This is a genomic window from Serratia sp. FGI94, assembly GCF_000330865.1.
GTDB classification, from domain to species: Bacteria; Pseudomonadota; Gammaproteobacteria; order Enterobacterales; family Enterobacteriaceae; genus Serratia_B; species Serratia_B rubidaea.
In genome coordinates this window covers 3608422-3627177 of the sequence record NC_020064.1, presented here as the reverse complement: position 1 = coordinate 3627177, position 18756 = coordinate 3608422, and the positions used below count along the sequence as shown (strand labels likewise).

Genomic DNA, 18756 nt, shown 5'->3' with positions numbered 1-18756 from the left:
CCGGATCATGGTAATTCATTGATATATAGATATTTTATATATTTATTCTGACCAAACTTTTTTATTGATGAAGATTTAGCCATGCGTTATTTTAATAGACACTATTTAACCATTTTTGATGGCTATTGCACATAAGAAACCATGAGCAGCAAACGATACTCAGAAGAGTTCAAGGCCGAGGCAGTCGCGCAGGTGATTGAAGGCAAACAGCCTGTCCCTGCAACGGCAGCAAAATTAGGCATTACAACGCACAGCCTTTATGCGTGGATAAAAAAGGCTGGCACGTCTCCTTCGCCCGCACAGTCTGATGAGGAAATTCGCCGACTCAGGAAGGCACTCAAACGCGTTACTGATGAGCGCGATGCCTTAAAAAAAGCAGCGGCGTACTTCATAGCCCGGCCAGAGTGAAGTACGCTTTTATTCGTGAAAATGCTGTTAACTGGCCTGTTCGCGTCCAGGCCCGACTGCTCGGCATACATCCCAGTGGCTATTATGCCTGGCTGAAGCAGCCCGACATTGCTCCAGCACCGAGAGAGCACAGGCTATATGTACAGGTCCGTCAGCTATGGCTTGATTCGGGGAAAGAGTATGGCTACCGGCGAATCTACGAGGACCTGCGTGATTCAGGGGAGAAATGCACCTTAGGCCGTGTTCGCGTGGTGCTGAAGAGCATCAAAAGCGATGTGCGATCAGGTGGCTACAAAACCACTCGCCCGGCAAATAAACCTCAGACACTCGATGCTACCCACCCACCTCTACCAAATTTACGCTGGGTTGTAGGAACATCAGCCCTCACTACACAAGAAGGAATAATTAATCTGACGATACTCGTCGATCTGTTCTCTGGTCGAATAATCTGCTGGGCCTTGTATGACGGCGATGCCAGAGAATCTCAGCTGCAGATAGTACCTTCATTCTTGCTGGGTAAGCAGGTGCCGCAAAAACTGGTGGTTCATTTCGACAATGGCGCAAATTATACCCACCAGGAATGGCGACGGGCGTTGAGACTTACTGACCCGAAGAGACGGATCAGAAGGAGGGGGTCTTATCAGGAACAGCGCCACACGGGATGCTTTTTTCTGTGGCTTCTTGCTGAAAAGATCAACGATGTTGTTTTTGCAACAAACAGAGAACTCCAGCTCAAGCTGTTCGACTTCATTGAAGAATTCAACAGTCGGCAGAGACCAGACAGTTTGCTTAATCCGCTTCAGTACTGTATCCCTGATATTCTTTATGGCGGAATTACACTCTGATATCAAAGATATCAGGTTTAAGCCGGGTGCATAATGAACCGCTTTGTACTCATGAATTTGAGATAACGGGAAGGAGTGTGCTGTAAATGGAAAGTCATGTTGCAATTAATTTTGAAGAAGATTTTCAGGGCTTTTGCCGGAAGTTTGAACAGAGATTAAAACAGACCAACGAACGAGATGGCTTGACCGCGGTTCAGATTCATTCTGTGGTTGCTGCAGGGGAAAAGTGGGCTTCTGAATTCTTCCAGAAGTATGGAGAGAACGAAATCGAGAGCCATTATGATGCCGCTCTTACTCATGAGTTCGAGCAACTGTGTCTGCAGGCCGACTGTGACAGAACGATGACGGGCAGTACTAATATTGCCACCGGCCTGCATACTCTCGGGCAGGCTTTCTGGGAAATGGGCAGAGTAAGGGAAGCCTGCAGATTCCTTGCTATCGCTTGTGGTTATCTGGAACTGAATAAAGATATCTCGATCTTCTATAACCTTTCGTTGGTTACTGCTGAAAACAAAAAAAGAGATCAACGTAAGATCAAAGCGAGGAAAGGTGGGGTCTCTAAAGCCCATAAACTTGAGCCCGTTCGTCGAAAAGTGATGGAGCTTCTTGAAACTACCGGTAGGCCTCCAAATGGGTGGGCGACGAAGGAGCTAGCGTTCAAAGCGATTGATGAGCCATTGCGGCAATTCATTGAGACACATGGTATCAAGCTTGATGTCAGCGAACTTCGAGTACGAGTCTTACGCTGGTCTCGTGAGCACGATGGTATTAGAGGTTCCTTCGAGAAAGTAATCATTAGAGAAAAAAATGAAAAATAGCTGCTGGCCAATGCAATAAACTATAAGTATAATTTTCAAACATATTGATTTTAATGTGTTTTTATAGGGGGCTTGAGGGGGATATTCGTTAGCTTAAGGATACTCAAGGGGAGCACATGTGAAGTTGGGAAATATCTTTCAAATTGAACCCTTTTAGCTAGATTATTAACAGCGAAAATTGTTGTAAGCAGGGTAACGTGAACCTGAGGGCGGTAGCGTTCTTTGAGGAGGGGAACGATTGCTCAGAATTGGTATAGAAAGCCATTTCTGAATAATTACTTGAAAGTAAAAATTATAAGCCAGTTATTCTTCAGTATTGATAACGCTAGATTAGTCAAATTCTGAAATGAATTTTTTTTCAGTGTAGAATTGATGCGTGTTACTTAAATTGTTTTTATAGGATAATTAATTTTTTTCTTTGCATATTGCAATAAGACTATCATTTAAATTGCTTTATGTTCTCTAATAAAATATCTATAACTTGTATCGCATGATGATAAAATAACCTCCATTCATTAATTGGTGACAATATGAGTAAGAAAATAAAAAAAATAGATAAGCTATCTATAATATTTAATGCCGCAGATAAAAGACGAACAAGACGGAAAATGTTTTCCAGGATGAATGAGGGTTTGAATAGGAGGATGACTGTAATAAGTTATTTTGATGAGATGACTGCTGCTGAGATTTATTTAAATCATAAAAGAATAAAAGTAAATGGTTATTTTTCAAACTTACCACTCATTCAAAAGAAAAATGAGATTGAGGGTTTTTATACTAATATTGTGCCACCTACAACGCTTGATAAAAGTATTTCCTATATACTGGCATCTATAATGGAAAATATTAATGAATTAAATTTTTTCCTAGAAAAGGAAAAGGAAATAACTTGGCTCGTTTTAAACTCTGATTATGCAAAAGCTAAAGAAATAGCCAATGAGATTTATATAAGATTCGGGCATTCAATATGGCACTATACTTTGAATAGCACAATTGCAGATCTGGAAGATGATTATGAAAGTAAAAAAGAACTTCTTGATACTGTTTATGACAGTAAAAATGAGTACTTTAAATACATAATAAGGAATGTTAGTTCTAGGCATGATAAAACGGGCGCATTTCTGCAAAATATTGACTCATTCAAAGGGTCACTTGAAACGCTTCCAAAAAATATTTCGGAGCATTTAATATACAAGCTTACGCCATTAGATTATAACTATGAATATGATTTTGAAATCATAATGAACGAGGAAAAAAATACTTGTATCATCGATGCATATAAATCACTTGTTAAATATCTATTGCATCGTACGCACCATAATTATAATGAAATGGAAGCGCTGCCCTCAAGGATTGTTTCTTTTCTTTCTAAAAATACTGACTGTCCAATTTCGAAGCAGCTTTCGAAAGCTTATAATAATAATTCCATATGGGATATAAATGAAGAGGATTATGAAATTCTCGATAATTATACTTTAGGAAATTATGAAGCCGTCTGTGAGAATATTGATCAGTGGCCTGAATTATTGAGTATTTTCCCATTTTATGAAATTTATACAAAAAGTTTAGTGCGAACCAACAAGAACTTTACAAATGCTGGGCCCAATTTAATTGATGTTAGTCAAGCATTGAGTTCGATTTATAAGAAAGATAGAGATTATGTTAAAAGTTATAACCATCTACTATCTTTATGTTTTTCATTTGAAGATCTTCCATGGTTTGTTTCATTATCCTTACTTGTATTACAAGAGGATCGGTTTTCAGAGGGAGTGAATAATATAAAGGCTGTACATAATCTTATATCACCACTAGATTCCCCTCAAAAATCGATTTACCTTAATGAGAGACAAGCAAGTGATTTAATAAATAGCGCATTAACTAGAAACCCCAATTCATCTTCTTTAGAGCTTTATAGGAAAATAAGAAATAACGAAATTATTAACGACGATGCTTTAAGAGATAAGTTAAGAAGAGATAAGTATAATGCGATGATCTATATGAGGAAAAAGGATTATCCAGCAGCGATTGCGTTACTTAGTTCAACTTCATGTGAAATAGACAGACTAACTGAAAATGAATATTCTGAACTACTTGGCAAATGTTATCTATTTAGTGCTTCTATAGCTGATGCAGTTAAGTTTGCTATGAATAAAATTATTAAAAATAGGTCGCTAATTCCATTGTTTAATGTAACGGAAATTTGTGACAGGATTAAAGAGGAAATAAATGCATTAAACGATATTCATGTCCCAAATTTCTTAAGTATTTACACTAGATATATAGGTGATGAATTTAAACCTATTCTTCGTTATGGTTTAGAAAATTTCTTTATAAAAAATAATTTAAAGTCCTTAGATGAGTTATTCTTGAAAAAAGATTTGTTTAATAAGGAACAGCTGAATTATTTTCTGGAGTTTGTCTGTGTCCCTGATCTCATGAAGCTTACCTTGCTATTTTACGGCACAAAAAAAACTGAGACGAACAGAATTAAAATATGTAGTTATTTAATGGAGAATAATAAGAGTGAAGCTATTTCAGAGGAATTGAAAACATTAGCAAAAAGCCAAGTTCTTAATATTGCATCAAAACAAGTAGATCACAGTAAAATTTTTGCTGATACAAGTAAGCTTAAAACACAAGATAACAGCGGATTAAACGAACTTTATAATCAATTTTTAAATCTGAAAGCTAAGGATTATTCAGATAATGAAGTCGAAATGTTCTTGAAAAACCTCGTCGAAGTGGTTTTGAAACCTAAAGAAAAATTTGATGAATCGCTCATCCTGAAGGACTTTAGTGGTGTCTATGTTATTGGTCAAAGTAATAACGAAAAGAATGATTTATTTGAAAAGTTATTGATTAGAATTAGAGATGAATTCGTATTTGGAACGAATGGGCTGAATATCAATCTTAGTACAAGAATACGACATGGTCACTTCCCATCAACTTTAAGGAAAAGTTTGCTTGAAGAAAATCTAATTACAACGCAAATTAAAAGCAACTCAGAATTTAAAGCAAATGAATACTGGATGTCTAATCTTAAATTTAATTCAGAAGTTGACTATGAAAATGCTAACAATGCATTTAAAAATTTCTCAAAAGAATTTGAATCTATTATATCCGAAGCCAATGTTGAGTGGTTTCAGGTCAAAGTTTTTAATGAATCCTTCAATAAACTCATTGATAGCGAACTAAAAAGTAAGCGACATGCACTTTTTGATTTTAGTCTATCAGTTGTAGAGTTGTATTATATTCAAACTGTCTATGCGTCGTATAACTCATATTCTGATTTTATTAGAACAATAATTGAATGGTTTTGGAAAAAAACAGATTATAATTTAATAAATATTAGGGGGAAAATTAACACTACTTTACGGATGAGGGTATTTGATGCAATTAAGTCATTACAGCAAGGTATCCATGAAATTATTAAAGATGAAACAGTAACTCATGAATTTAATAATGCAATTGGACGATGTAAAGAATCAATGAATGTAAATATAGAAACTATATCCAGCTGGTTTATGCGTAGTGAACAAAGTGAAATAGCTCCTTATGATTTTGACACTCTAATAGAAATATCAAGAAGAGCGGCTGATATCACAGTCAAATCTTTTATGCCAGTAGTTCCTAAATTGAAAGGCCGGACTTTAAGCTCTTTTGTAGATGTTTTATATATGATGTTTGAAAATGCAAAAACCAAATCTCTTCTCAAAAAGGATGAAGTCAATATAAATATTTCATTATTACATCTGGATAATGACAATGTTGAACTGACTATATCGAATAGTTGTAAGGAGATTAGTGATATAGAACAGGAAAACATAAATCTCGATGAGTACAGGCAGAAATATTTAAGTTATATTAATTATCTTACTTTTGCGCAAGGTGAGGGGAATACAGGTTTAATTAAAATAGCTAAGATTCTTAATCAAGATTTGGATCTTAACCACACAATGAAAATCGGCTACACTAGTAAAGATACATTTGAGATAAAGTTTACTTTTTATGATTTCAGTAAGGTGACTGATAATGCGTATATTGATTGTTGAAGATGAATCGAGAAAATATGAACAACTCAGTCATGTAATAAAGTCTGTGTTTCCCTTAGCTAATATCATTAGCAGCGAGTCTCTTCTTTCAGCTATTTTTAATATAGCTGATAATGATATCTACGATTTGGCTATATTAGATATGAGCATGCCAAACTACGACATATCTGATGAAGAACCTACAGGAGGGGATTCTGAGAGTTTTGCTGGGAGAGAACTAATGTTTCAAATGAAGCTTAGAGAAAAACTTTGTCCTATTATTGTAGTTACTCAATACCAATCATTTGAAAAAGGATTAAGAGATCTAAATGATTTGGACGCTGAATTTAAGAGGGAGTTTCCTGAATGTTATTTAGGATGTGTTTATTATAATGCAGCAGTGGATGGATGGGTAGAAAAGCTCAAAGATTATCTCTATAACTATATGAGTAAAAAATGACATGAACATTTTGATTGTTGATGATTCTTACGAAAAGGTCCAAATTATAGCGGGAGGTATTAAATCTGCTGGCCTTAGTTCAGATGTTATTACACATTGTAGTAATTCCAGTGATGCTTTAAAAAAAATGTCAGAAGTAAAGTTTGACATCCTGTTTTTAGATGTACAATTACCTAGTGCGTTAGGCGAGTCAATTGAAGAAGATGGTGGTGTGAATTTATTAGAGATGGTGGGTGTACATGAATCAATAAATAAGCCTACTCATATTGTTGCAATTACATCGCATATATCTTCTTACGAGAAGCATAAAACTTTTTTTTATGAGAAAGGATGGGTCATCCTTTGTTCAGAACTATCAAAGGAAATAATCAAGAAAATAATTGTTGAGAGATTGACAACAAAAAATGCTGATTTAGTCAATATTGATATAGTAATCATTACTGCATTAGAACATACTGAACTTCAATCTGTTTTAGAACATCCAGCAAATTGGCAAATTATGATGTTTCCTAACGATCCCAGTATTTATCATGTCGGGGAGATCATTCTTCATCAAGGATTAAAGAAACGTATATTAGCTGTATCAGCACCTCGTATGGGGTTGGTCTCATCCTCAGCAATGACTACAAAGATACAATTAAAATTTAATCCTGATTATATTTTTATGGTTGGAATTTGTGCGGGGGTGGAAGGTAAAACAAATCTTGGCGATATTATAGTAGCTGATCCTGTATGGGATTGGGGTAGCGGAAAATCAACAAAAGTCGATGGGGTTTCATCGCATTTACCATCTCCACATCAAATTAGTCTTGACGCAAAGCTTCGCTCTAAGTTGATGCGGTTAAGTATGGAAAGGAAATATTTAAATGAGATATATGATAATTTTATTCTCGCAAAAAGACCTGAGCATGAATTACAATTGATTGTCGGGCCGATGGCTTCTGGAGCGTCAGTAATTGAAGATGTAGATATAGTAAAAAAAATAAAAAGTAGTAATCGGGATGTTATAGCGGTTGAGATGGAAGCCTATGGTGTCATGGCTAGCGTTAACATAGCGGCTGAGTTACCTGCTAAAGTAATTGTGATAAAATCTGTTTGTGACTTTGCTAATTTGCACAAAAACAATGATTGGCAAAAATATGCGGCTTATACAAGTACTGCCTTTACTTTCAATTTTATAAAAAACGATCTTTTTGTATGATTTAAAAATGCCGCTTATTATCGCGGCAATATTTTATTTTGTTAAAGAAATAATGATTGGTATGAAAATAAACACCAGTCCTATATTTCCTACGAATATAAATGCTATCCTAAAACACTTACCATATGACCAGTTTGAGAATGCGGACGAATTCAAATTTTTATCATTTTTATCTTTTGTTAAAATTCTGAAGTGTGGGTTTTGGAAATTGCTTTCAAATAAATGCAGTGCAGCTTCAGAATTTTTGATTAACATCGAGACTCTATGATCAAGTTTCCAAAATATAAAGCTAATGAAAATCATAAAAAAACCGAGAATAGAGCATAAATATAAGTATTTCCCTTCTTGTTGAAGAGAAAAACCTATCCCAGCAGCCAATAAACCTGTAATGGCTATATAAAAATTAAACACCGCAATACGCTGTTGTGCATGCAACTCAAAATAACGCCATGCATGTTCACTAGCTGCTTTATCAAAGTCTGTCATAATACACCTTCGAGTGGTTAATAATTAGGATATGGTGTGGTTAATGTACGGAATATATTTTTATCCGGTTTGATGGTTGATCATAGTGATCTACTATATGGTTTTAAATTGCATGTAATATAACATTTTTCCTATGTTTTGAAAAGGGCTTGACAAGTTCTAATGTTGGCGCTGCATTATTAGTAACCATTTTATTTATTAGTTGCGTAATTTTTGTGACTGTTGATGAAAATATTTAAATTAATGGGTTCTCAAAAAGTAAGTGCCAGATTTTTTTTATTTTTGTGAAAAAGCCAAATGCATATCAATTAAGCATTCATAAAAATAAAGGTTGATATAAAAAGATATACTTAATTAAGACCTCCCAAGTTATGATTTACTTTTTTGATCATAAAACGAACCTCATTCCTTTTATTCCAGGTTCAATTTGACTTTCATTGTCTGCTGCCATTACAAAATCAGCCCACCACTGCATCATCGGTCGCCGTTGCTCAAGGTAATCACTGCGGTTGTAAGCGCGACGTACCTCATTTTTGTCTACATGCGCCAGTGCTGCTTCAATGACATCAGAAGGAAATCCTTCCTCATTGAGTGCCGTACTAGCGATAGAACGTAAACCGTGTGATACGAGAACGCCCCCTAAGCCAGCACGCTTAAGGGCTGCATTCACTGTCTGGCTGTTCATCGGCTGGGTAGGCTTAATGCGACTGGGAAAGATAAATTCTCGGTCACCACTGAGTGACTTCATCATTTCCAGAATAGAGAGAGCCTCATTGGATAGTGGAACCGTATGGTCCCGGTTCATCTTCATTCGGGCTGCTGGAATTTTCCATTCGCTAGTATCAAAATCGATCTCATCCCAGCGAGCTTCAGCGGCTTCGGCAGGGCGGGTGATGGTGAGAAGCTGCCACATAAACAGGCATCTTGTGGACAGGCTGATACTTGCCATCCGCATCGTCTTCATTAATAGTGGAAGTTGCCCCGGGTGGATGCTTGGCATGTTTTTCTTTTGCGGTTTCTCGAATGCTTTCCCGATGTTTACGCTGGGAACCGCATCAATCAGGCCCGTGTTCTGCGCATAAATCATGACTTCATTAATACGCTGACAAAGGCGGCGAACAGTCTCTAATGCCCCTCTAGCCTGAACCGGCTGAACTGCTTTAACCAGAGTATGAGCCTTAATCTCAGTGACACTGATATCACCGATTGCAGGGAAAACATCTCTCTCAAGCGAGCGCCAGATATCGTCGGCATAGTCCTCTGTTACGCTGGTTTTCTTCACATTCCACCAACGCTCGGCAACTAACAGGAAAGTGTTGGTTTTAGCCTCTTGAGAATTTCTTACCTGTTCTTTCTGATGTTCCTGAGGATCAATGTCTTTCGCCAACAAAACTCGAGATTCAGCTCTGAGTTTACGCGCATCAGAAAGTGAGACGGCAGGGTAGGCACCAAAGCTCTGTTTGGTTCGCTGCTTTGTCAGTGGTCGATAGTAACGGAACTGCCAGAGCTTGCTACCGCTGGACTTGATTAGCAGAGTAAGCCCGTCACCATCATACAACTGGTAATCGGCATCTTTAGGTTTGGCGGCTTTGATTTCCGTATCTGTTAACGGCTTGGTTTTTCTTGCCATGGGGAGTCTCCATGCGTTTAGGCCCAACGAAAACAATAGAGCTTTTCGTTGGGCCTATCAATGGGCCTAAAAGGTTCGGATTTAATTAGTTCTCTTCGGACTTCGCGGGACAAATTGAGGGCACAAAAAAGCCCGCAGGGCTTGCGCCATGCGGGCTCTTAGGACTTCATCGGATGACTCTGGTAATCACCGATGGAGAATTTTGGTGGAGCTGGGGGGATTTGAACCCCCGTCCGAAATTACTACACCGTCGGCACTACATGCTTAGTCCAATCTTTACATTCGCCGGCCAGCTGCGGATGGACACGCTACTGACAAACTAGCCTGATTGGATTTAACGCTTCAGCCCCAGGCAGGACGTCCACGCGATCTCTTTTGGGTTTGACCTCTCTTGATCCCCGTCCTAAGAGCGGAGGCTAGGGAGAGAGGGCTCTGAGCAGGTTATTAAGCTGCTAAAGCGTAGTTTTCGTCGTTTGCGACTATTTTTTTGCGGCTTTTTACGAGGCCAACCGCCCCTCGGCATGCTCCTTGGGCTTCGCAAATCCCGTCGAATCCAGAATCAGCCCCAAGTAACTGTCAGGCAGTATATCAGAAGTTTACGCTGCTATGCCAGCGGCTTAACGATTTGCGTTCTTCATGATACGGGCTTTCGCCGTCTGCCATTCGCGATCTTTGATGTTATCGCGCTTGTCGTGCTCTTTTTTACCTTTGGCAACGCCGATTTTCAGCTTGCTCCAGGCATTTTTCCAGTACATGGAAAGGGCGACGACGGTGTAACCGTCACGGTTGACGCGGCCAAGCAGCGAGTCCAGCTCGCGTTTTTTCAGCAGCAGTTTACGGGAGCGCGTTGGGTCGCATACCACATGTGATGAGGCCACGTTCAGCGGCGTGATGGTGGCGCCGAACAGATAGGCTTCACCGTCACGGAACATCACGTAGCTGTCACTGATATTGGCTTTGCCAGCACGCAGTGATTTTACTTCCCACCCTTGCAGAGACAGGCCGGCCTCAAGCTCTTCTTCAATGAAGTACTCGTAGCGGGCGCGCTTGTTCTGCGCAATGGTGGCTGAGCCGGGTTTGTATGCTTTTTTCTTTTTCATAAGGTGCTCATTATACTGGATGCCGCGGTGAAAGAAATCCTTTCGCGTTCAACGGATGCGCAAATTTTTGCGTTGGCGGGCGGCGGCCCGCGTAGCAGATTTTTTGTCTGACGCCAGATAAATGTTATTATCTGTGCGATTTATGTTGCTCAGGAAATGATATGCCCCAGATTAGTCGATCTGCGCTGGTGCCGTTTAGCGCTGCGCAGATGTACCAGTTGGTCAACGATGTTCACGCCTATCCCGAGTTCTTGCCGGGCTGCACCGGCAGCCGGGTGCTGAATGCGACGGACAGTGAAATGACCGCCGCCGTGGACGTTGCCAAAGCTGGTATCAGCAAAACTTTTACAACGCGTAACACGCTGCAGGATAACCATCGTATCAACATGCAACTGGTCGATGGCCCGTTCCGCAAGCTGATGGGCGGCTGGCAGTTTACGCCGCTCAGCCCGGAGGCGTGCAAGGTTGAACTGCATCTGGACTTTGAGTTCACCAATAAACTGATCGAACTGGCGTTCGGCAAGGTGTTTAAAGAGCTGGCCAGCAATATGGTGCAGGCTTTTACCCAGCGCGCCAAAGAGGTTTACAGTGTCTGAGATCCGCGTAGAGGTGGTTTACGCGCTGCCGGAACGCCAGTATCTGCGCCAGGTCAAGCTGGCGGCGGGCAGTACGGTCGAACAGGCGGTCGTGGCCTCCGGGCTGCTGGAGCTGCGCAAGGATATCGATTTGGCGACCAACAAGGTCGGCATCTATAGCCGTCCGGCTAAGCTGGGTGATGTGCTGAATGATGGCGACCGGGTGGAAATTTACCGGCCGCTGATTGCCGACCCGAAAGAATTGCGTCGGCAACGCGCGGAGAAAGCAAAAAAATAAGGCGCTGAGAGCGCCTTATTTTTTGAACCTCACCTGCCGAGTTGCAGCCTGTGACTGTCATACAAGATTAACCGCCTCTTGCATGGGCCGGCGGGCGGCCCGCAATTACTTGCCGGTCAGCGCCGGTTTGTTCTGAATATCCGTCAACACGCCGGCGCTGTCGAAGGTCAGGGTCAGCGTTTGCTGGGTGATCTTCTCATGGCCAGGCTGTTGGCGGAACACGTAGAACCAGGTCTGCGTGCCAAACGGGTCTTGCAGCATTGGCGTACCCAGAGTGTAAGCAACCTGCTGCTGAGTCATGCCTTTGTGGATTTTGCCCACGTCGGCGGCCGTCAGGTAGTTCCCCTGATTGATATCAGGGCGATAAACGATTTTTTCGAAAGTCGAGCAGCCTGCAGTCAGCATCACAAGAACCACAGCGGCAGCAGTCAGCATTTTACAGCGCATAGTAATCATATTCCTTTAGGGCATAGGATGCCGATGATAATAGACCTTGCAGCAGTTGGAAACCTTTATACCCTTCAACTTTCAAGCGGCTGCGGCGACAGCCGCGCATGCCTGCTCTGCGGGGCGGAACTTCGCCGCCCTTCAGGCCCGTCGGGCGGACGCTATGCAGCAAGTTGAAATCATTCAGGTTTACAGTGCTACATTCAGACCGCGGGAATATGAAAAAGTTGAGTTTTTTACGCGGCCAGCAGCTCTTTTGCGTTAGCCAGCGTATTCCGCGTGACTTCGCTGCCGCCCAGCAGGCGCGCCAGTTCCTGCAGACGCGCGCGTTTACCCAGCGGCGACATCTGCGTTTCCGTCGCGGTGCCGTCGGTCTGTTTGCTGACGAAGAAGTGCTGATGCCCGCAGCCGGCGACCTGCGGCAGGTGGGTCACGCACATCACCTGGGTGGACTCGCCTAGCTGGCGCAGCAGGCGACCGACGATGGCGGCGGTCGGGCCGCTGATGCCGACGTCTACCTCATCGAAAATCAGCGCCGGCGTCTCCATTTTACGCGCGGTGATCACCTGAATCGCCAGCGCGATGCGCGACAGCTCGCCGCCGGAGGCGACCTTCGCCAGCGCCTGCAGCGGCTGGCCGGGGTTGGTGGACACGCAAAATTCAACGCGGCTTGCCCCTTCGGCGCCCAGATGTTCCGGCTCGAAGTGCACGTCGATACTGAACTGGCCGTGCGGCATCGACAGCGCGTGCATGCTGTCGGTAATCAGCAGGGTGAGTTCCGCAGCATAGTGCTGCCGCTGCTGATGCAGACGTTCCGCCAGCGCCATGGCCTGCTGATGGTGCTGGGTTACCGCGTCGTTCAGCTGTTGGTGGTCGCTTTCATACTGGGCCAGCAGTTCCTGCTCTTCCAGCAGTTGCTGATGCAGGGTCGGCAGCTCTTCCGGCGTGACATGGTGTTTGCGCGCCAGAGCGATCTGGCGTGAAATGCGCTGTTCCAGTTCATACAGGCGGTTGGGGTCAAGATCCATACGTTCGGCGTAGTGACGCAGTTCGTCGCCGGCCTCGCTGATTTGAATCGACGCCTCTTCCAGCATATCCAGCAGGCCGCTCAGTTTGTCATCCATGCCGATCAGCTCCAGCAGCAGGTGTTTGACGCTGTGCAGCTGGCTCAGCATGTTGTGCTCGTCGCTGTCGGCCAGCAGCTGCAGCGCCTGCTGGCTGAGCGTCAGCAGCTGGCCGCTGTTGGCCAGGCGTTTATACTCGATGTCGATCTGCTCAAACTCGCCGCTCTGCGGCGCGAACTCGTTCAGCTCTTTCAACTGGTACTGCAGCAGCTGCTTGCGCGCTTCGCGTTCGATGGACTGCTGCTGATGGTGCGCCAGCTCGCGGCAGCTCTGGTGCCAGCGCTGGTAGGCCTGACGCATCTCCGCCATCAGCGCCGCTTCGCCGGCGTAGGCGTCCAGCAGTGATTTTTGGTGGTCCGGCTTCAGCAGCAGCTGATGCGCATGCTGGCCGTGGATTTGAATCAGACGCTGGCCCAGCTCCCGCAGCTGCGACAGCGGGACGGAGGTGCCGTTGATAAAGCCGCGCGAACGAGCGTCGGCGCCGATCGTCCGGCGCAGCAGGCATTCGTTGCCGTCGTCCAGATGGTTTTGCTCCAGCCACTCGCGGGCGGAAGGGGTGTCGGCCAGGGAGAAGCGTGCGCACAGGTCGGCGCGGGAGGCGCCCAGCCGGACCGCGTTGCCGTCGGCCCGGTTGCCCAGACACAGCCCCAGGGCATCAATCGCAATCGACTTACCGGCGCCGGTTTCACCGGTAATCGCCGTCATACCCGGTTGAAAGTCGATCTCCAACTCACGAACGATAGCAAAATTGCTGATGGTTAATTGCGACAGCATGGGAACCTTCCTGTGTATAAACACATAACTGTAATTTCATACAGTATAAACTGGTTTTATATACAGTAAAGTAGCTGAGCAAGATTTTAGAACAATTTTTTGGACCAGCCGAGTTTGGTGCTTAACGTATTGAAATAGTTGTAATCCTTTGGGTGAATAAGATTCAGATGGAAATCACTGCGGCGAATGAGCACTTCTTCTCCCTCCTGGATCGGCAGGGCGATCTGGCTGTCGCAGCTGATCTCCAGATCGCTGCTGACGTGGGAAAACTTCAGCCGAATGGTGCTGTCGCCGTTGATCACCAGCGGACGGGCTGAGAGGGTGTGCGGGAACATCGGCACCAGCGCGATGGCCTCCAGCGACGGCGTCAGTATCGGGCCGCCGGCGGACAGCGAATAGGCGGTGGAACCGGTCGGCGTGGCGATAATCAGGCCGTCGGAACGTTGGGAAAAGGCGAAGCGGTCGTCAATATACACTTCGAACTCGATCATATGCGCCACTTTGCCGGGGTGCAGCACCACTTCATTGATGGCGGTGCTGATGCGGCTAGGCTGCTGCCCGCGCTGGACGATGGCTTCCAGCAGGAAGCGTCGCTCGTTGATGTATTCGCCTTCCAGCACGTCGGCCAGCTGCTGCAGGGCATTATCCGGGTCCAGATCGGTCAGGAAGCCGAGGTTGCCGCGGTTGACGCCGATGACCTTAATCTCGTAACGCGCCAGCACCCGCGCCGCGCCGAGCATATTGCCGTCGCCGCCGACTACCACCGCCAGGTCAGCCTGCTGGCCGATCTCCGCCAGGCTGCCGGTCACGGCTTCTTTCAACCCCAGGTCCTTGGCGATTTGCTGTTCAACCATCACGTTATACCCGCGGGCGACCAGCCAGTGGAACAACATCTCGTGCGTTGCCAGCGCCGATGGGTGACGCGGGTGGCCAACAATGCCAATGCAGTTAAATTTTTTATTCATTGTTGCGTTTTCCCTCACCGGGGCCAGATTATGTCTTACATTGTGACCGGTTGACTTGAAACCCCGGTTTTGATCCCCATAATAAGCCAAGTTGCGGGATTAATGCTAAAACGCGGAGATATTCATGAGTAGTAAAGAACACAAGACGCCAAACGAGCAAGTCTCGGAAGAAATGGAACACGCTCAGCACGAAGACGTGCAGCAGGAAGCAGGTGTCGATCTGCGTGATGCGCGCATTGCCGAGCTGGAGGCCCAACTGGCGGACGCTCAGCAACGCGAGCGCGAAAGCCTGCTGCGTGCCAAGGCTGAAGTAGAAAACATTCGTCGTCGTACCGAGCAGGATATTGAAAAGGCGCATAAATTCGCCCTGGAGAAATTCTCTTCCGATCTGCTGCCGGTGATCGACAACCTGGAACGCGGGCTGGAGCTGGCGGACCGCAATAATCCGGAATTGACGGCGATGGTTGAAGGTATCGAACTGACGCTGAAGTCCTTGCTGGACGTGGTGCGCAAATACGGTATCGAAATCGTCGGCGACGTAAACGTGCCGTTCAACCCGGATGTGCACCAGGCGATGAGCCTGATGGAGTCTGCTGACCATGAGCCTAACCAGGTGATGATGGTGATGCAGAAAGGCTACACGCTCAACGGCCGTCTGCTGCGCCCGGCGATGGTGGCCGTTTCCAAATAATCGTTGCATAGCGTTATGCAATAGATAAAGAAAAGGCACCTTAGGGTGCCTTTTTGCCGTCTGGCTTACTGCTGCGGTAAATGCGGCATCCAGTCGATCGACGTCAGCCCCTGCTGCTCCAGCAGTTGGTTGGCCTGCGAGAAGTGCCGGCAGCCAAAGAAGCCGCGGTGGGCGGAAAGCGGCGACGGATGCGGCGCTTTCAGCACGTGATGACGCTGACGGTCGATAAAGTTGCCCTTTTTCTGCGCGTGCGATCCCCACAGCAAAAAGACGACGCCTTCACGGTTCTCATTCAGCGCGGCGATCACCTTGTCGGTAAATGTTTCCCAGCCCAGATTGGCGTGCGAGTGTGCGCGTCCCCTTTCCACCGTCAGCACGGTGTTGAGCAGCAGTACGCCCTGTTCCGCCCAGCTTTGCAGGCAGCCGTGATCGGGGCGCTCGAAGCCCGGAATATCTGTTGTCAGCTCTTTATACATGTTCACCAGCGACGGCGGCGCCGGCACGCCGGGCAGCACGGAAAATGACAGCCCGTGCGCCTGATTCGGACCGTGGTAGGGATCCTGACCGAGGATCACTACCTTAACGTCGGCCAGTTCGGTGAAGCGAAAGGCGTTAAACACGTCTTTTTGCGGTGGATAGATGGTTTTGCCGGCCTGACGCTCATTGGCAACAAAGGCGAGCGTGTCGACAAAATAGGGTTGCTCTTTCTCCTTGCCAATAACGTCATGCCAGGTGAGGGGAGTGGACATTAACGCTCTCCTTTGTTTTTGTTAGTCATTCATATCGGGCATAGCTTACCGTTTAGCTTTACGGAGCGAAACCCGCATTTAACATTCCCTGTCGCCCTGCGGCGGCATCGGTATGAATTGTAGTTTTTGTTGAAAATTTACAAAAATAATTGCGACTTTCAGTTGGGCAAATCTTGATGTAAAACATAAATTTACCCATTTTTAGCATGGGGGCTTTTTACGGAAATTGATTTTAATCAAGGAATTGCCGAGGTCTGACTGGTATACAGAACGATAAATGGTTGATGGCTCAAACCTTATTTGGTTCATCAATGACATCGTTTTTCGCCCTTGTACGGAGGCAATAACATGATTACCGGTATTCAAATTACCAAAGCAAACAATCAGGCGCTGGTGAACTCTTTCTGGCTGCTGGATAACGAAAAATCAGAAGCGCGCTGCGTGTGCGCCAAAGCCGACTATGCCGAAGACCAGATCGTGCCGGTCAGCGAACTGGGCGCCATCGAGTATCGTGAAGTCCCGATGGAAATGCAGCCAACCGTGCGCGTTGAAGGCGGTCAGCACCTGAACGTTAACGTTCTGCGTCGCGAAACGCTGGAAGACGCCGTGAAGCATCCGGAAAAGTACCCGCAGCTGACCATCCGCGTTTCCGGCTATGCGGTGCGCTTTAACTCACTGACGCCGGAACAGCAGCGTGACGTGATTGCACGTACCTTTACCGAAAGCCTGTAATTAGAGGCGCGGGTTTAGCGGGGGAGCTTAGGCTCCCCTTTTTTATGCCCGTGACCCGTCCTAAATAACGTTGACACATTTTACTCACGTACAGAGGAAAATGTGATGAACCAGTATGTTAAACGCACACAACGCGATTACTCTCTATCCTTTAAGTTAGCCGTTGTCGAACAGGTCGAAAAAGGTGAAATGACTTGTCGTCAGGCCGCAGACCGTTATGGTATCCAAGGCAACGCAACCGTCATGAACTGGCTGCGCAAATACGGTCAACTTGACTGGCGGACTTCTCCTTCCCCCCAAAAGTGCGGAGGCAACATGCCCAAACTTCCCCTGACGCCCGAACAGCGAATTAAAGAACTTGAGCAGCAACTGGCTGAATCTGAAGTCAAAGCCCAGTTCTTCGAAGCCGTCGTCAAAGTGATGAATACCGACTTTGGTGCTACGCTGACAAAAAAGCAGTTAACCGCCTTATCGCGCAAACACAAGTACCGGGACTCACAGTAACGCGGGCCTGCCGATGGATGGGCATCAGCCGACAAGCGTGGTATCAGTCTCTGCAGCGAGAGGCAGGCAGAGAGGAGCAGGCCCGGCATCTCGTCGCACAGGTAACGGCTATCCGCTTGCATCAGCCCCGACTGGGGACGCGTAAGTTGCATCACCTGTTGCGGCAACGCCCGGAACCGGCGTTGCATGTGGGCCGCGACCGGCTGTTCAGTATCCTGCGCTGCGCGCGGTTACTGGTGATGCCTAAACGGGCATATCACAAGACGACGCACAGCCATCATCGTTTTTATCGCCATCCCAACCTGCTGAAAGCAGGAGACAATCAAGTAATAGCCAGCCGTCCGGAACAGGTGTGGGTGGCGGATATCACCTACCTGCCGCTGAGGACGGGAACGGCGTATGTCAGCCTGATAACGGATGCCTGGTCGAGAAAAATCGTGGGGTATCATGTACATGACAGTCTGCATACCCGACACGTCGCCTGCGCGTTCAAAATGGCGCTGGCCGGCAGACGCACGACGTTGCCGCTGGTGCACCACTCGGATAGGGGTATCCAGTACTGTTCGCAGGAATATCAGGCGTTACATCAAAGGTATGGTGTCACTTGCTCGATGACGGACGGGTATGACTGTTACCAGAATGCGCTGGCGGAACGGGTAAATGGGATACTTAAAACGGAATATCTGCTCGGCAGGCCAGAAGACATCGTACAGGCAAAAAAGATGGTCAGGGAGTCGGTGAACATCTACAACACACAGCGGCCGCACCTGTCGCTGAAATACAAAACGCCCGATGAGGTTCATCGGGCGTTATCCGGCTGAAAAGTGTCAACCTATATCAGGACTAGTCACCGGCAATCAGAATTTAGAGCGGGATCACACTCTGGCATTACAGAACTGCTCCGACCTGCCGATAGCT

The 18756-nt window shown here is 45.7% G+C and carries 17 protein-coding genes, 1 other RNA gene and 1 pseudogene; 11 read left to right on the top strand and 8 right to left on the bottom strand.

What is annotated here, in order from left to right; translation table 11 throughout:
- Window positions 1–141: 141 nt before the first annotated feature.
- The 6 genes from D781_RS16540 to D781_RS22965 all read left to right on the top strand — a co-directional run bounded on the left by D781_RS16540 (window position 142) and on the right by D781_RS22965 (window position 7763).
- A complete protein-coding gene (locus tag D781_RS16540; RefSeq protein ID WP_041411855.1) occupies window positions 142–408 on the top strand; it encodes an IS3 family transposase in 267 nt (88 codons plus the stop codon).
- A complete protein-coding gene (locus tag D781_RS16535; protein ID WP_041411854.1) occupies window positions 405–1253 on the top strand; it encodes a hypothetical protein in 849 nt (282 codons plus the stop codon). Before D781_RS16540 ends, D781_RS16535 begins: the two co-directional genes overlap by 4 nt.
- Window positions 1254–1339: 86 nt before the next feature.
- On the top strand, window positions 1340–2071 hold the full coding sequence (locus D781_RS16530; protein ID WP_015673478.1) for a hypothetical protein: 732 nt from the start codon (window positions 1340–1342) through the stop codon (window positions 2069–2071).
- Between the two features lie 530 nt (window positions 2072–2601).
- The gene (locus tag D781_RS23720; RefSeq protein WP_015673477.1) at window positions 2602–6123 is read left to right on the top strand and encodes a hypothetical protein; all 3522 of its coding nucleotides are present in this window, start codon (window positions 2602–2604) and stop codon (window positions 6121–6123) included.
- Entirely contained in the window at window positions 6104–6562 is a 459-nt protein-coding gene (locus D781_RS22970; protein ID WP_015673476.1) for a response regulator, read from the top strand. Before D781_RS23720 ends, D781_RS22970 begins: the two co-directional genes overlap by 20 nt.
- Window position 6563: 1 nt before the next feature.
- Complete coding sequence (locus D781_RS22965; protein ID WP_015673475.1) at window positions 6564–7763, top strand: response regulator; 1200 nt, start codon at window positions 6564–6566, stop codon at window positions 7761–7763.
- A gap of 33 nt (window positions 7764–7796) precedes the next feature.
- Here D781_RS22965 and D781_RS22960 read toward each other — a convergent pair whose 3' ends face one another.
- From D781_RS22960 to smpB, 4 genes are all read right to left on the bottom strand, one after another.
- A complete protein-coding gene (locus tag D781_RS22960; RefSeq protein ID WP_071823849.1) occupies window positions 7797–8249 on the bottom strand; it encodes a hypothetical protein in 453 nt (150 codons plus the stop codon).
- Window positions 8250–8637: 388 nt separating this feature from the next.
- Window positions 8638–9879 carry an integrase gene (locus tag D781_RS16510; RefSeq protein ID WP_015673474.1) on the bottom strand — a complete coding sequence of 414 codons (1242 nt, stop codon included), beginning with the start codon at window positions 9877–9879 and terminating at the stop codon, window positions 8638–8640.
- Between the two features lie 203 nt (window positions 9880–10082).
- Window positions 10083–10446: a transfer-messenger RNA gene (ssrA, locus tag D781_RS22345) on the bottom strand.
- A gap of 50 nt (window positions 10447–10496) precedes the next feature.
- Window positions 10497–10979 (bottom strand): SsrA-binding protein SmpB, encoded by a 483-nt coding sequence (smpB, locus tag D781_RS16505; RefSeq protein WP_015673473.1) that lies wholly within the window; start codon window positions 10977–10979, stop codon window positions 10497–10499.
- Window positions 10980–11140: 161 nt separating this feature from the next.
- On the opposite strand from smpB, the gene D781_RS16500 reads away from it, so the two are divergent.
- Together D781_RS16500 and D781_RS16495 are read left to right on the top strand one after the other, a co-directional pair.
- Entirely contained in the window at window positions 11141–11575 is a 435-nt protein-coding gene (locus D781_RS16500) for a type II toxin-antitoxin system RatA family toxin (RefSeq protein WP_015673472.1), read from the top strand.
- Window positions 11568–11852, top strand: coding sequence for an RnfH family protein (locus D781_RS16495; RefSeq protein ID WP_015673471.1), 285 nt, complete (start codon window positions 11568–11570; stop codon window positions 11850–11852). The genes D781_RS16500 and D781_RS16495 overlap by 8 nt, the downstream gene beginning before the upstream one ends.
- A 105-nt stretch (window positions 11853–11957) precedes the next feature.
- Here the strand turns inward: D781_RS16495 and bamE are convergent, their stop codons facing one another.
- The 3 genes from bamE to nadK form a co-directional block, all read right to left on the bottom strand.
- Window positions 11958–12299 (bottom strand): outer membrane protein assembly factor BamE, encoded by a 342-nt coding sequence (gene bamE / locus D781_RS16490; protein WP_015673470.1) that lies wholly within the window; start codon window positions 12297–12299, stop codon window positions 11958–11960.
- A gap of 236 nt (window positions 12300–12535) precedes the next feature.
- Window positions 12536–14197: a DNA repair protein RecN gene (gene recN / locus D781_RS16485; RefSeq protein ID WP_015673469.1), complete on the bottom strand. Its 1662-nt coding sequence runs from the start codon at window positions 14195–14197 to the stop codon at window positions 12536–12538.
- An 86-nt stretch (window positions 14198–14283) separates the two neighbouring features.
- Complete coding sequence (gene nadK / locus D781_RS16480; RefSeq protein WP_015673468.1) at window positions 14284–15162, bottom strand: NAD(+) kinase; 879 nt, start codon at window positions 15160–15162, stop codon at window positions 14284–14286.
- A gap of 124 nt (window positions 15163–15286) precedes the next feature.
- Here nadK and grpE point away from each other — a divergent pair, with 124 nt between their 5' ends.
- Window positions 15287–15853, top strand: a complete 567-nt coding sequence (grpE, locus tag D781_RS16475) for a nucleotide exchange factor GrpE (protein WP_015673467.1) — start codon at window positions 15287–15289, stop codon at window positions 15851–15853.
- A 65-nt stretch (window positions 15854–15918) separates the two neighbouring features.
- On the opposite strand, the gene ung is transcribed toward grpE, so the two are convergent.
- Window positions 15919–16602 carry a uracil-DNA glycosylase gene (ung, locus tag D781_RS16470; RefSeq protein WP_015673466.1) on the bottom strand — a complete coding sequence of 228 codons (684 nt, stop codon included), beginning with the start codon at window positions 16600–16602 and terminating at the stop codon, window positions 15919–15921.
- 348 nt (window positions 16603–16950) lie between these two features.
- On the opposite strand from ung, the gene grcA reads away from it, so the two are divergent.
- Window positions 16951–17334 (top strand): autonomous glycyl radical cofactor GrcA, encoded by a 384-nt coding sequence (gene grcA / locus D781_RS16465; RefSeq protein WP_015673465.1) that lies wholly within the window; start codon window positions 16951–16953, stop codon window positions 17332–17334.
- Window positions 17335–17439: 105 nt separating this feature from the next.
- Window positions 17440–18685 (top strand): annotated as a pseudogene (locus D781_RS16455) (IS3 family transposase).
- Window positions 18686–18756: the final 71 nt, after the last annotated feature.

Coding starts and splice junctions, on each gene's coding strand:
- D781_RS16530 (WP_015673478.1), top strand. CDS start 1,340: ATGGAAAGTCATGTTGCAATTAATTTTGAAGAAGATTTTCAGGGCTTT.
- recN (WP_015673469.1), bottom strand. CDS start 14,197: ATGCTGTCGCAATTAACCATCAGCAATTTTGCTATCGTTCGTGAGTTG.
- nadK (WP_015673468.1), bottom strand. CDS start 15,162: ATGAATAAAAAATTTAACTGCATTGGCATTGTTGGCCACCCGCGTCAC.
- smpB (WP_015673473.1), bottom strand. CDS start 10,979: ATGAAAAAGAAAAAAGCATACAAACCCGGCTCAGCCACCATTGCGCAG.
- grcA (WP_015673465.1), top strand. CDS start 16,951: ATGATTACCGGTATTCAAATTACCAAAGCAAACAATCAGGCGCTGGTG.
- D781_RS23720 (WP_015673477.1), top strand. CDS start 2,602: ATGAGTAAGAAAATAAAAAAAATAGATAAGCTATCTATAATATTTAAT.
- D781_RS22960 (WP_071823849.1), bottom strand. CDS start 8,249: ATGACAGACTTTGATAAAGCAGCTAGTGAACATGCATGGCGTTATTTT.
- ung (WP_015673466.1), bottom strand. CDS start 16,602: ATGTCCACTCCCCTCACCTGGCATGACGTTATTGGCAAGGAGAAAGAG.
- bamE (WP_015673470.1), bottom strand. CDS start 12,299: ATGCGCTGTAAAATGCTGACTGCTGCCGCTGTGGTTCTTGTGATGCTG.
- D781_RS16500 (WP_015673472.1), top strand. CDS start 11,141: ATGCCCCAGATTAGTCGATCTGCGCTGGTGCCGTTTAGCGCTGCGCAG.
- D781_RS16540 (WP_041411855.1), top strand. CDS start 142: ATGAGCAGCAAACGATACTCAGAAGAGTTCAAGGCCGAGGCAGTCGCG.
- grpE (WP_015673467.1), top strand. CDS start 15,287: ATGAGTAGTAAAGAACACAAGACGCCAAACGAGCAAGTCTCGGAAGAA.
- D781_RS22970 (WP_015673476.1), top strand. CDS start 6,104: ATGCGTATATTGATTGTTGAAGATGAATCGAGAAAATATGAACAACTC.
- D781_RS22965 (WP_015673475.1), top strand. CDS start 6,564: ATGAACATTTTGATTGTTGATGATTCTTACGAAAAGGTCCAAATTATA.
- D781_RS16510 (WP_015673474.1), bottom strand. CDS start 9,879: ATGGCAAGAAAAACCAAGCCGTTAACAGATACGGAAATCAAAGCCGCC.